General features: G+C 50.9%; 12 protein-coding genes. 4 read left to right on the forward strand and 8 right to left on the reverse strand.

Translation table 11 applies throughout. The features are described from left to right. Positions 1–824: M48 family metallopeptidase (locus tag HYT77_06815; GenBank protein ID MBI2067705.1), on the reverse strand; the 824-nt coding region annotated here is incomplete at its 3' end. A gap of 19 nt (positions 825–843) precedes the next feature. Next, entirely contained in the window at positions 844–1,398 is a 555-nt protein-coding gene (locus tag HYT77_06820; GenBank protein MBI2067706.1) for a LemA family protein, read from the reverse strand. A gap of 127 nt (positions 1,399–1,525) precedes the next feature. Between HYT77_06820 and HYT77_06825 the strand changes: the two genes are divergently transcribed. Genes HYT77_06825 through HYT77_06835 form a run of 3 tightly spaced genes read left to right on the forward strand, consistent with a single transcriptional unit; the run spans position 1,526 to position 3,975 of the window. Then, on the forward strand, positions 1,526–2,122 hold the full coding sequence (locus HYT77_06825; GenBank protein MBI2067707.1) for a DUF4412 domain-containing protein: 597 nt from the start codon (positions 1,526–1,528) through the stop codon (positions 2,120–2,122). Positions 2,123–2,143: 21 nt separating this feature from the next. Then, positions 2,144–2,758 (forward strand): hypothetical protein, encoded by a 615-nt coding sequence (locus tag HYT77_06830; GenBank protein MBI2067708.1) that lies wholly within the window; start codon positions 2,144–2,146, stop codon positions 2,756–2,758. Positions 2,759–2,817: 59 nt separating this feature from the next. Next, on the forward strand, positions 2,818–3,975 hold the full coding sequence (locus tag HYT77_06835; GenBank protein MBI2067709.1) for an ATP-binding protein: 1,158 nt from the start codon (positions 2,818–2,820) through the stop codon (positions 3,973–3,975). Positions 3,976–4,008: 33 nt separating this feature from the next. Here the strand turns inward: HYT77_06835 and HYT77_06840 are convergent, their stop codons facing one another. Together HYT77_06840 and HYT77_06845 are read right to left on the reverse strand one after the other, a co-directional pair. Continuing rightward, positions 4,009–5,163, reverse strand: a complete 1,155-nt coding sequence (locus tag HYT77_06840; protein ID MBI2067710.1) for a hypothetical protein — start codon at positions 5,161–5,163, stop codon at positions 4,009–4,011. Positions 5,164–5,223: 60 nt separating this feature from the next. Then, positions 5,224–7,116 (reverse strand): hypothetical protein, encoded by a 1,893-nt coding sequence (locus HYT77_06845; protein MBI2067711.1) that lies wholly within the window; start codon positions 7,114–7,116, stop codon positions 5,224–5,226. 96 nt (positions 7,117–7,212) lie between these two features. On the opposite strand from HYT77_06845, the gene HYT77_06850 reads away from it, so the two are divergent. Beyond that, positions 7,213–7,506, forward strand: a complete 294-nt coding sequence (locus tag HYT77_06850; GenBank protein ID MBI2067712.1) for a hypothetical protein — start codon at positions 7,213–7,215, stop codon at positions 7,504–7,506. 164 nt (positions 7,507–7,670) lie between these two features. Here the strand turns inward: HYT77_06850 and HYT77_06855 are convergent, their stop codons facing one another. From HYT77_06855 to HYT77_06870, 4 genes are read right to left on the reverse strand one after another with little or no spacing between them, the layout of a single operon-like run. Further along, on the reverse strand, positions 7,671–8,810 hold the full coding sequence (locus tag HYT77_06855; GenBank protein ID MBI2067713.1) for a c-type cytochrome: 1,140 nt from the start codon (positions 8,808–8,810) through the stop codon (positions 7,671–7,673). Further along, positions 8,807–10,135 carry a polysulfide reductase NrfD gene (gene nrfD / locus HYT77_06860; GenBank protein MBI2067714.1) on the reverse strand — a complete coding sequence of 443 codons (1,329 nt, stop codon included), beginning with the start codon at positions 10,133–10,135 and terminating at the stop codon, positions 8,807–8,809. Before nrfD ends, HYT77_06855 begins: the two co-directional genes overlap by 4 nt. After that, on the reverse strand, positions 10,136–10,825 hold the full coding sequence (locus tag HYT77_06865) for a 4Fe-4S dicluster domain-containing protein (GenBank protein ID MBI2067715.1): 690 nt from the start codon (positions 10,823–10,825) through the stop codon (positions 10,136–10,138). A gap of 13 nt (positions 10,826–10,838) precedes the next feature. After that, on the reverse strand, positions 10,839–13,073 hold the full coding sequence (locus HYT77_06870) for a molybdopterin-dependent oxidoreductase (protein ID MBI2067716.1): 2,235 nt from the start codon (positions 13,071–13,073) through the stop codon (positions 10,839–10,841). Positions 13,074–13,076: the final 3 nt, after the last annotated feature.

The raw sequence follows: 13,076 nt of genomic DNA on the forward strand, positions 1-13,076 counted from the left end.
GCCCGGAGCGGATTGACAATAAAAAGGTGCTGGGTTCCACGATTGGCGAGTTGCAACTCATCCGGATCGGTCGCAATCTTTTCGAGCGCATTGGCCAGAGCATTTGGGTTTCGTGTGAGCTCAACCGCCGTATTATCTGCCAACAATTCTCGATGACGCGACATCGCAAACTGGATCATCTTGGCAACAAGCGGCGCCAGAATCGCCAAGACAACAGCGAGGAGGATCATCACAATCTGCAACTGCCCACCCCCCTGCCCTCTCCTTCTCCCACCAAACCTCATCTGCCTCATCACCATGTCGCAAATCATCGCGACCGCCCCGACCAAAACCGCCATGAGGATGGCAAAGCGGGTATCAAAATTTTTAATATGCCCCATCTCATGCCCGATCACCGCCTGCAGCTCCTCACGATTCAGTCTCTCCATCAACCCGGTTGTAATCGCAATCGACGCCTTGTCGGGAGATCGCCCCGTTGCAAAGGCGTTGGAGGCAGGGGAGTGAATGACAAAAACCTTCGGTGGTTTTAAACCCGCGGCAATCGCCATCTCTTCCACTACATTCATCAATTGCTGGTTGGCTCCCGGTTCAGCAGGCTTCGCCCCCATCATAAAGAGGACGACCTTATCCCCCACAAAGAGAGAGAAAAGGGAGTAGACCAAAGAGCCCAAGAGCGCCGGGACAACACCAAAGAACGGATCCCCGTAAAAAAAGCGGCCGATCAGGTACCCGACAAAGACAAACAGGGCAATGACACCTAAGATAAGAAAATAGGTGTTCCGCTTGTTACGGGAGATCTGATCGTAGAGATGAGGAGCCGCCATAACGACGAGTCATCCGTTCTTAGAATTGCACCTTTACATTTTTTCGCTCTTCCGGATTCTCCACCACAAAAAACTCCTCGGCCTTAAATCCAAACATTCCCGCCAGCATATTCGCCGGAAAGGCCTGAATCTTGGTGTTGTAGGTTGCCGTGGTGTCATTATAAAACTGCCGTGCAAAGGAGAGCTTGTTTTCGGTTGAGGCGAGTTCCTCTTGCAAGCGGAGAAAGTTCTGGTTCGCCTTGAGATCAGGATAACTTTCCGTGACGGCAAACAACGTCTTGAGTGTCCCGGACAACATGTTTTCCGCCTGACTCGCCTCCTTCGGAGAGTGGGCTTGGGTCGCCATGTTTCGTGCCTGCATCACCTTCTCCAGGGTCTCCTTTTCATGCTTGGCATAACCCTTAACGGTTTCGACGAGATTAGGGATCAGATCGTAACGACGCTTGAGTTGGACATCAATCTGCGACCAGGCATTCTTGACCTGCTGCCTCCAGAAGACGAGGCGGTTATATAAAAAGATCGCGGCAACAACAGCAGCACCAATGACTAATAAAAGTATCAAACCTGTTCCCATGGTATCCCCCTTTTTCTTAAGATGAATGAGTGTAGTAAATTGTGGAAAAACCAGCAATCAAAATTCTTAAAATATTATTTCCTTCTCCCTCTAAAAGTGCTACCTTGCTCCAATCCAAGGGGGGGGTATGAAGAAACTATCTCTGATCGTTGTTTTTTTTGTGATTGGATTGCTCCGGTTGGCCTTAGCCGAGATTCCACCCCACCCTGAATACAACGCCGATATGATCTCCACGAACAAGAAGGGAAAAATCGTCAGTGAAGGAAAGATTTATATCGGAAAGGCTGCGGGGAAACTGGATATGACGATGGGGAAAAACCGTCAGATCCAGTTTTTCCGTTTCGACTCTTCAAAAATTACACACTGTATGCCGGAAAATCAATCTTGCATGGAGATGACGATGGATTTTAACGCCTTTATGAACCAAGATTGGAAGGGGTGGAATGAAAACTGCTCTGGCGAAGAGACGATTGACGGACATCCCTGCAAGGTTTGTCAGATTGAGGGAAAGTTTTTGGGGAAGACAAGGAAATCAACAATCTGGAAGGCCCAGGACCTCATGGGGACGGTTGTCAAGACGCTCGATGAAAAAGGTAATAAAATGGAACTCAAGAATGTCGCCCAAGGCCCCCAACCGGATGAACTTTTTATTCCACCCGCTGAATATAGAAAAATAGGTCTCCCGGGAGATATGGGGAAGGCCCTCAAGGGGTTGTTTCAATAGTTTAAAACGAAGGAGTCCATTATGAAGACAAGACAACTTTTGTTCGTGTTGCCTGCCACTTTTTTTCTGGGGCTCGGTTTAGTTCACGCCCAATCGGTCGCAGTCTATCCAGTCAAGACAGAAGGATTTGAGCTCAACCAGAGTGAAGTCCTGGAAATGCACCGGATTGCAATGCAGGCCTGTTATGACGCCGGCCTTAAATGCAGCGGACGTGGCCAGACAACCGCCTCCGTTCAGAGGGAACAACAGTTTACCGGTGGAGGTCAGATTGCCGGTGCCCAGTATATCTCCGAGTGTGTTTTGGTAGGAAAAACGGAAGATCGATTCAATGTCGGTCTAAAAAACAAGAGCCTCAAGGTATTGGGTGGAGGGTTTAAAAAGGTGGGAGGGATCACCCTCGGCGGAGGAACACAGCTTGAGACAAGCGGGCTTCACTTCGGCGGTGGTGGGATGAACCTCGCATGCCAGTTTTCAAGTACCGCTGACGGCACACTGGTCTATTCGGAATCGGAAGAAAAAATGGGATTCTCCGGCGCGCTTGTTCTTGCCGAAGGGAAATCCTCTAATGTAAAAAAGCTGCAAAAGTCCTTTAAAAAGATCTTCGAGCACGCCAAACCAAAACTGGCGAGTCAATGAATGGCCCCTGGTTAAAAGGCAATTGACTACACTTCAGGATTACTTTACAATCCTGAATCATGATACATAGATTATGTAGCTTGCCGAAAAAACAGTCTTTTTTCCTTTTTGGCCCTCGTCAAACCGGCAAAAGCACCTTGATTGAATCGATCTGGAGGGAACATGTCTGGCATATCGATCTCTTGCATTATGAAGAGTTCTTAAAATACTCAAAGGCCCCAGACCTTTTTCGAAGGGAAGCCATTCAAAAGATCAACAAGGAAAAAATTTCTACGATCTTCGTGGATGAAATCCAGCGAGTACCATTAATTTTAAACGAAGTTCACTCTCTCATGGAATCGGTTTCCTGTCAGTTCATCTTGAGCGGCTCCAGCGCGCGCAAACTTAAAAGAGGTGGCGCCAATCTCCTTGCAGGACGGGCTATCCAACGTTTCCTTTTTCCTTTTATTTACCAGGAAATCCATGATGAGTTCGATCTGGAGGATTGTTTACGATTTGGCTCCCTTCCAGCCATCTACAAAAAGACGGAGCGAGAAAAGATCGATATTCTCACAGCCTATACGGAAACGTATCTCAAAGAGGAGATTCAGGCAGAAGGATTAGTGCGAAATCTTGGAGGATTTTCCCGTTTTCTGGAAATAGCATCCGCCCAATCCGGAGAACTCGTTGATTTTACCGCCCTCGGAAGAGAGGCCCAGCTAACAGCACGCACTGTCCAGTCCTATTATGAAATTTTAGAAGAAACCCTGATTGGGTTGCGCCTGCCTCCCTGGAAAAAAAGTGTCCGAAAGCGCCTCACGGCTCATCCAAAATTCTATTTCTTCGATACCGGAGTCACTAATAGCCTCAATCGCCGTTTGTTGGCTCCACCCGATCCCCTTTTGCGAGGACGCCTGTTTGAACAATGGGTTATTCTCGAAACCCACCGTCTCCTTTCTTACAAGCAGAGCGAAGCCCGTTTGTTTTATTGGCGTACGAATACAGGTGCCGAGGTTGATTTGTTGATTGAAAAACATGGAAAAATCGTTGCGGCTTTTGAAATCAAGGCTTCTCGAAGCGTTAATCGTGCCGATCTTTCAGGACTGAGGTCCTTCAGTGAGGATTATTCCAGAACTAAATTTTTTGCCATTTCGAATGTCCCGAATGCCTATGAAATTGACGCTGTCCTTGTTCTTCCCTGGCAGGAATATCTTGAATCCCTCGAACAATTCCTTTGATAACGGTACCCACCGAAATTCACAGCTGGAGTATTATTCCGACAGGTTTCCAGGAACGACAAGCCGATGTAGCCCTTGACCGTAAGTTGGGATATAGAGTGTCTCATTAGAGGGATTGTAATGAAGAGTCACCACATTAAGATTTTCTTCTAAAAGCACCTCAAAGGTCTCACCCCCATTGGTCGATTGCCAAACGCGTCCCCGCATGCCGCAGGCAGGATTATCCACGCAGTTAGGGGGCATCAATTCCCCGCAGAACATCTGGGATGGATTTTGAGGATTGAGTGCTAATGTGTGGCAGAATAATTGATCTTGAATCTGCTCCCAGGTATCACCGTTATCCGTAGATTTCCAAAGACGGGGCCCTTCATCATCGGCATAAATAGTATTGTTAACGGGATCAATTTCAATGTCGGTAATATGTTTATTGTTCTCTTCAAGAAGGGTCTCCCATGTCCTCCCACCATCCCTTGATCTCAGGATGGGAGGGTGATAAGGGGCCCCTTCCAGAAGGCTTTTGGCTCCCAGTTCCACTCCTAAAAAGAAATGGCCGGATAAATTCTGGGCCACGGCCCAAACGATCCAGGTAGGATGTTCAATACCAAAGGGATAAAAGTTAAAGGAAAGTCGTCTCCATCGTGTATCCGAGACGTAAATCCCCGACTCCCCCTCATTGACCTGAGGCGCAACGAGCATGGTTCCCCGACGAAATTTAGATCGGTCGATCGCAATCGCACGGGCAAACCCCTCACTAAAGGTATAAATCAAATCCCAGGTTAACGCCCCATCGGTCGACTTGTAAAACTTTCCATCCTCACCACTCGCATAAAAATGACTCGGCATCTCTCGATCCCCTCGATGCATCGTCATCTGCAGGATATTGTCCCCCAACGTCTTTCGCCAGATACGTCCATCGTTGTCTGAGACACATACGATGTGACTCTCTCCTTCATCGATAATAGCAACCAATTTACCGGCAACCGATCGATCGATCAGAAATTCCCTGATATTGGATCGATCGGAGCAAGGACCCCTTTGAATTGGCAGATTGAGACGGGGCCGTGCCGCTTCTTGGAGTGGCGTCCTCCTGCCCTGCTGGACCTGAGGTCTTGGAAACATTTCTGTCGCATCAAGAGTTAAAGAAAAAAGAATGAGTAACAGGGACAAACGCCTCACGACAGAGATCATAACACCTTCCTGGAGGGGGTGTCCAGATTCCCAAGTGCTTGGTTCGCAAATGTCGAAGTACTAAGGTTCATAGCGAAACGTCACCAGAGGGAACGAATCGGTTATCGCACTTTTGTCATTGAGCATATTGAGGGCCAGCAGAGGGTGAATCGGAATTGGTGGCCCGCCCATTGCGCCCCGCAGAGTCAGGAAAAAGATCGCCCCCTCAACTCGAACCGGATCAGTGGAATAATCACTGAACAAGACCAATCCTGAAAAAGAGGTCCGGGCCTTCATATTATTACTATGCGCCAGATAGACACCATTGTTGCCCCGAAGATTGATCGATAAAGGGCCGATATTATCAAGCCGATGGAGACCTAAGGGGATCTTTCTTCGCTCGGAACCGTCTTGGGAGATCACCTGAACAAGTAGCTGATAGGTGTTTGGTCCATCGCCCAATACATCAAAGTATTGAACACCCTGATTTGTCTCGTAACCAGCCTTCAGATTTCGAGTAAAGCTGATTTTGGGACTTCTTAAGTCATCCTTATAGAAGTGAATTCCCCTCTCCCCCCGAATTGCAAAATTTCCGTAACAGGCTGCTGCCTTTTCTTCGGTTAAAAATCCGGCATTTTTCAATAACACAATCTTCACATAAGGAATAAGGGTTCGGTTATCGATTTCGTCGGTTGCATTTTGCATCCATTGGCAAACGAGGGGTAATCCTCTTGGTGAATACCGAGGCGCCTGAATTTGCTCCACATAGGTCGCCAGATCTTCTGCAGGAGCACTCCCCCCATAATTTCTGGCAAATCCCCCGCGAGCTGCGGCCTCATTTCCAAGCTGAGGCCAACCGTCTCCCACGTAGTCCCCTGCGACCCCAAATTGCTTTCCCTGCATCTGCATCATGGTCCACAGGCCGAGAAAGTCCTGATAAAGCCGGATCCCCAGGCGTTCGACAGTCCTCTGGGCCAGATCCCTGATCTCTGGAGGCCACTGGGCGATCGGCGATTCGTTACCCATCATTTCTCGCAGGGCGGCCTGACCGGGGTCTCTGGCTACAGAATAAAAGGTAAGCAAATGCTCATAAGCATGGGCCAGCTCATGAACCATATAGCCCTGACACCCCTGATTATCCATTTGCCACACGTTGATCAGGATAACGGAACCAACGGTTGAGGCGCACGCTCGTTCATTCGGTTTATAGTCGGCAAATCCGATTAAAGTTACGGCCGACAATGTGGGGGGAGCTGCCTCCCGCATCTGTTGTGCAATCTCTTGCACCCACTCCGAAGGGGGCGGGTCGTAAACCCTCTCGATCTTCTCCTGAAGCACCTGGGGCAACAAATTCCATGAGGCATCCTGTCCCAGAATCCTGACATGCTCGACAAATACGTTTGTTGCCTCCCCCTCCTGGGCAAAGACCTGGGGAATAATCGTTAAGAGACTGCTCTTTGTCGCCATCACGGAGGATAGCGGCGCTCCGTCTCCCAAGGTTGTTGTCTCCAAAACGACCTGACCTCTCGGACTCATAACGGTCAGTTTGTCGATCGGTTCATCAACCTTGATCCAGACATGGGTCGTTCGGTTCCCTGTGAATTTGATCGTCTGCGAAACGGGATTCCCCGCCTGATCCACCCCTTCCGAATGGATCTCGTCCGGGAAATAAAAGGGGTAGGCCGCCTTTCTTTTTTCTCCGCTCCAAACCACCACTGCAAAGTTTCCAACAGGCTGCGGTGTCAACTGAAAGGAAGAATCAACGCGCGATAATTCAACCGTACTCACTTGATCGCCGGAAAGCTTCAATACCCACTTCAAATAAACCCCCGGCACCCGCCATGATTCTGTTTTTACGGCTTTTGTCTTTGACTCTGTCTTTACTTGAGGAGACGGCTTGGAGGAACAGGCCTTACAACCGGAGATACCAAAGGCCAAGAGGGGGATGAGAAAAACGAGATACCTTGGCTGCACGGTTGTACCGTTTACCAAAATAATACCAGTTTAGCCATTTTATTTTCGACAACCCCCCCCCTCTTATGTTACACGCCCTTGAAAAAGGGGGACCCTATGGGACATTTCATGCCGTATCAGATGCATGTCGCACTGGCCTTGCAGTTCATCGCACTGGTTTCAGGAGTGCTTCTCTTGAACAAGGCGTGTGGAGACGGTTTCTTCTGCAAGAAAACCGGAAAGATCATTGGCGGATTCGTCACGATTGCCACGATCCTTTCAATTCTCTGCCTCTCCTACATCGGGATCAAACGGTGTTGCCACAAAGGTGACGCTGGCAGCTACGAAGGCTGGCATCACCCACCTGTTGAAGCGCCCGGCTTACCTGAAGCCGGAAAACCGACGAATTAACAGTACACTGATGGGTGTGTTGAAAAATGGCTTTTGGGGACTGTTCAAAAATGCCCAGCTGCAAGGCACCCCGAGGAAGCCGCGACGCAGGCGTACTTGAAGGTACGTCGAGGAGCCAGCGACGAGGGGAACGCAGCAGATGGCATTTTTCAACAGTCCCCTGATTACTTTTTAAGGGATTGGATGTACCCGAGCAGATCATTCAACTCCCCCTTCTCAAAACGGGGCCAAGGGATTTCTTTCTCCTGCATCACCGAATGCATGAAGGGGGTGTGGTTCCACATGGCGGCCACCATATCGATTGATGAGGAGGCCTTCGGACTGGCCGAAAGATCGGGACCAGCCCCCTGGATTCCTCCGCCGAGTGAGTGACAAGTATTGCACTGTTTATCGGCAAAAAGTTTTCGCCCCGCCGTTAAATCCGGCGAAGAATCAAAGTAGTTGAGAAAATAGATATAGGCGACAAGGTCGGCAATCTCCCTCTCGGAGAAGTGGGGCGCCTCCAGCCCCTGTTCACTCAATCGGGAAAACATCTGAGGGGCATGGTTCCAGAGTCGAGAGACCGTCTGCGTAAGACTCACCTGCAGGCCAAGAGCGGGGTTCGCCAGGTTCGGCTGGGAACTGTCGTTGCTACCCCCATGGCACTGGGAACATCCCTTGCTGCGATAAACCTTTCTCCCCTCATTGGGGTTTCCAGGAACTCCATACGTTGTTGCTGACTCGCTCCGTGCCGTTTCCCTCAGGTAGGCAACGAGATCCATCATCTCCACTCCCTCAAAGCGTGGCCAAGGGATACCAAGCCGTGACATTTGTGCCGACATCCGGGGGCCATGATTCCAGAGTGTCTTGGCGAGATAAATCGGTGTCATTCCTCGCGGGAAGGAAGAGGGATCGGTATGGCAGCGAATACATTGGCGCTCCTTGAAGAGCCCCTTTCCGCGTGTCGAGTTCCCCGGCTCATCAAAATAGTTTACATAATAAAGGAAGGCGATCAGATTCTCAATCTCGGCTCCGGTCAGATGGGGACGAATAATCTTCATCTCCCGCATCTTCCCCCCCATCGTTTGGGCATTGTTTAACATCGCGCTGGCGACATCAAGACGCGAGCCTTTCAGGTTGATCTTCCCGAGGTCATGACCGATACGACCCCCTTGGCCGAGGATTGAGTGGCACTTCGAACACCCCTTTTCAGAAAAGAGATGGTCGCCCTGCACGGGACTTTGCGGAAAATTTTGCTGTCCGAATCCGATGACAGGAGAAATCAAAATCGCCAACAGGAGCCAACTGACAGAAGAGATCCTCATTCCGATTTTCCTCCCATCCCTGGAAGATATCCCTTAACCCTCTCATGAACCTCTTGAAGAGAGGACTCACGCCCTTCCTCAATCTCCCAGATAGAGACGATCGGAAAGATCTTGGTAAAGATCATATAAAGCAGAATAAAGGCAGCGAAGCAGCCGGCGGTAATGGCGAATTCAACTAACGTCGGATGATAGATCCCCCTCACGTAAGGAAGACGCGGGTTGACGAGTGATGGGACGACGATCGTAAAACGCTCCAACCACATTCCGATCGTCACGGCGATTGAGGCAATGACCGTTCCACGCACCGTCCGTGTCTTGCGGTTTGCCAGGATCACAAACGGAATGACAAAGCAACAGCCGACCATCATCCAGAAATAAAAGGCGTAAGGACCGGACATCTTGGAGCGGAAAATTTCCATCTCCAGCGGTTCATTGCCATAGAAGACAGTCAGATACTCGCTGAATGTAAAATAAAACCAGAGGAGCGACATGACAAGCAGGAGAATGCCGAGATAATTAAAGTGGATCTCCTTTAAGTATTCTTCCAGGCGATAAACCTTGCGGATGATGGCCATCGCAATCATGAGGGCGGCAATCCCCGAGAAGATCGCCCCGACAACAAAGTAAGGACCAAAGATAGCGGAGTGCCACATCGGCTGGATCGTCATGGAAAAAACGTAGCTCACTACGGTGTGGACGGAGACCGCGATCGGAATCACAACGACCGCCATGATTGAAATGAGACGCTCGAGGATCCGTTTTTGTTTCGGTGTCTCTTGCCAGCCAAGCGCTAGGATCCGGTAGAACCGTTGCCATTTGACGCCGCGATCACGAAGGCGGGCGATATCCGGGATCAGGGGCAGATACAGGTAGATCGAAGAGGCGGTGAGATAACAGGTAATGCTCGTGACATCCCAGAGAAGCGGCGAGGTAAAATGGGGGTGTTTGATCACATTCAGCATCCGATCCGGGCGCCCCAGATCGATCAGGATATTCCCCACACCGAAAAGGAGGACCATGACCGTGATCACCTCAGCCGATCGGGTGATCGCGCGTCTCCATTCTGCCTGGGAAATCCTTAAGATCGCCGAGATGAGTGTCCCGGCATGAGAGATGCCGATGAAAAAAACAAAATTGGTGATATAGATTCCCCAATAGGTCGGTCGGGAAAGGCCGGTGACCCCAAGACCACTGTGAAATTGCCGGAGATAGGCCAAAAATCCGATAAACCAGATGGAGAAGAGGATCGCTGCAGTAATCCAAAATCGCTTCGTGGTCTGTTCCACCGGTTTAAGGAGAATCTGGTCCTGTTCACTGACCTTCATCTAGTCACCTCCTCCTTCTGAAAGATAGATCACCTTGGGTTCCGTTCCGAGATCCTCCATGAGGCGAAACGCCCGACGACTTCGAACCAGTTTGGAGACCTCACTCTCGGGGTCATCAAGATCCCCAAAAATCATCGCTTGTGAGGGACAGACCTCCACGCAGGCGGGGATATAGTCTTCAGGGATCATCTCCCGACCCTCCACGCGGGCCTTTTCACGCCCTTTCTGGAGGCGATGGGTACAAAGGGTACATTTTTCAACGACCCCCTTGGGACGAATCGATACATCCCGATTCCGGATCGGTTTCATTTCTTCCGGCCAGACCGGTTTTTTCCAGTTAAATTCACGGACGGTATAGGGACAGGCGGTTGTGCAATACCGGCAGCCGATACAGCGCGAAAAAATCTGACCGATAATCCCTTCCTCGCTCTTGTACGTCGCACTCACGGGACAGACCTTCGTGCAAGGGGGGTTATCACAGTGGAGACACGGCAACGGAAAAAGCCTCATCCGAAAATGGGGGAAGGTCCCCTCAAAAGTTGGAAGAACACGAATCCAGTGGATGGAACGTCCTTGCTCATGGAGTTCCTGATTCGGTGGGGCCACATTATTTTCCGACTGACAGGCTACCACACAGGCCTGACAGGCGCTGCACTTGTCGAGATCAATCACCATTCCCCATCGTGTCATACTCGTATCCCTCTCATACCTTATAAACCTTTACGCGGGTCATCCGAGGCTGGGGCAATTCCGTCGATCGTGAATCCCCTTCCTCAATATCACGTGGGTTTGCCCCAATCCCCTTGGCCCACCGTCCCATCCCCTTATGACCAAACCCGACAGGAACACCGACGGCAGCCGGGTCTATCCCTTCATAAAGTCTGGCAACTCCGCGAATCCTGCCGCTTGAGGATTCAACCCAAATTTCGTCGTTCTCATCGATCTTTAACTGATGGGCCGTTATCGGGTTCAGTTCAAACCAGGTCTTCCAGCCGATTTGAAGGTGGGAGCCGGCGATATCGGCAAGCCAGGACTGATTTGCATTTCTTCCACCGGTCATCGTCATCAGAGGATAGCTGATCAGGGAAAAGGGGAAGTCCTTCTGAACGCCCGGAGGGATTGTCGGGAGATCCTTCAAGCCGGGGAATTCAAATCGTCCCAGGTTATTCCGAAAGACCCGCGCCCAGTCTTCGTAAAAATAAACCGGATCCCACCATCCTCCCTTTTCTCGAAGCATTTTTTGAAACTCATCAAGATTGCCATAGGAGGGGGAACGCCAGCCACCACGAGAGAGGAAAGAAGTCCAGGTCGCCTCAAATTCGGTTCCAAACAGATCTCCCTTTTGCGATTCGAAGAGTTGTCGCATCCTCTCCCAGAGGGCCGTCTCAAAATCCTTCCACGGGAGCGCCTTGGAGATCGGATTCCCCAAAAGGCGTGACAGTTCCAGAAGAAGATCACCGGTATGTCGTGTCTCATAGAGTGGGGGGCGCACCGGCGCTGCAAGACCGACGAGTGGAAAACCCTGTATCGTGGAGACTGGGAGATCCTGCCATCTCTCCAGATAGGTATGATCCGGCAGGACGAGATCGCAGAAGGCAGTCGTCTCATCGAGAAACGGGGAGAAACTGACGAGAAGCGGAATCTTGGCAAAAATTTCACGCAGCCTTCCCGACTGCGGATTCGAAAAAAGCGGATCGGTGTAATAAAAAAAGAGGGCCTCTAAAGGATAAGGGGTTCGGGCAGTCCATTGGAATTTCCCGTGCCCAAGTCCCTCGAGGGCAATCGCATCTCTCTCGACAGGCGGAAGTTGTCCTGTGTCGGCCTCACGCGGGATGAGGACACCACCCGGAATATTGATGCTTCCGACGAGGGCATTCAAGGTATGAATGGCGATCTGGTCTCTTGGATCGAGTCGGGCCGAAACGGCCAAGGCCGGCTTTGTGGCAGCGAACTCACGCGCCAATCGGATGATGGTGTCGATCGGGACACCGGTCAGTTCCGAAATGATCTGATGGGAGTAGTTCTCCAGGACAAGGTTTTTGAACTGACCGAACCCGGCCGTATGCTCACCCAGGTAATAGCCATCATAGAGATCCTCCTTCAGGATGACATGGATGATCCCCAAGGCGAGCCACCCCTCGGTCCCTGGATGGATCGGGACCCATTCATCCGCCTTGGCGGCAGTTGTTGAGAGACGGCTCTCGACCTGTATGACCCGTCCGCGATGTGCGACATTGCCACGTCGCAAATTCGCCCAACCTCGCAAATTTTCGACCGGCGAACTCGCCGCCTCCAGGAGCGGTGTTGAGAAGGAAAGGAGAAAGCGTGTCCTTTCCAGATCCCATTTCGGTTCGCTTCGAATACCGTGGGTCTTTTCGAGCGCCTCGATCGGCCCCTGCCATGGTGCAAAGCTGTTATCGAGATAATTGGGGGATCCATAAGCCTCTAAAAATCTTTCGAACAGGGTCCGCATCAGTCCGTGATAACGTCCTCCCATCACAGCAACCTTGTGGGTTTCTTTCGCTTCCCGAAGCCGTTTCAGCTCCTTGGAGACCGTTGCCAACGCCTCTTCCCAGGTGATCTTTTCCCATTTTCCTTCGCCTCTTTCGCCGACGCGCCGCATCGGGCCACGCAGCCGATCCGGATCATAAAAAGACAAGAGGCCGGCAACTCCCTTGGGGCAAAGGGTCTTGTGATTAATCGGATGGATCGAATTTCCCGTAATGGAAACCGGCCACGAGCCGATCATCCGAACACGAATACCGCAGGCGCCGGGACATTGCTGACAAACCGACGTGACCCAGCTCTCCTCCCCACGCGCGAATGCCTCCTCAATCCCGGCCAGTTCGGAGGCCGAGAGGAGGCCTGACTGCCAGGCAAAAAGAAGGAGAGAACCGATCCCCGCATCCTTCAAAAATTCTCTACGAGAAATCGTCATAAG

Source organism: Deltaproteobacteria bacterium, assembly GCA_016180855.1.
Classification (GTDB): Bacteria; UBA10199; UBA10199; order JACPAL01; family JACPAL01; genus JACPAL01.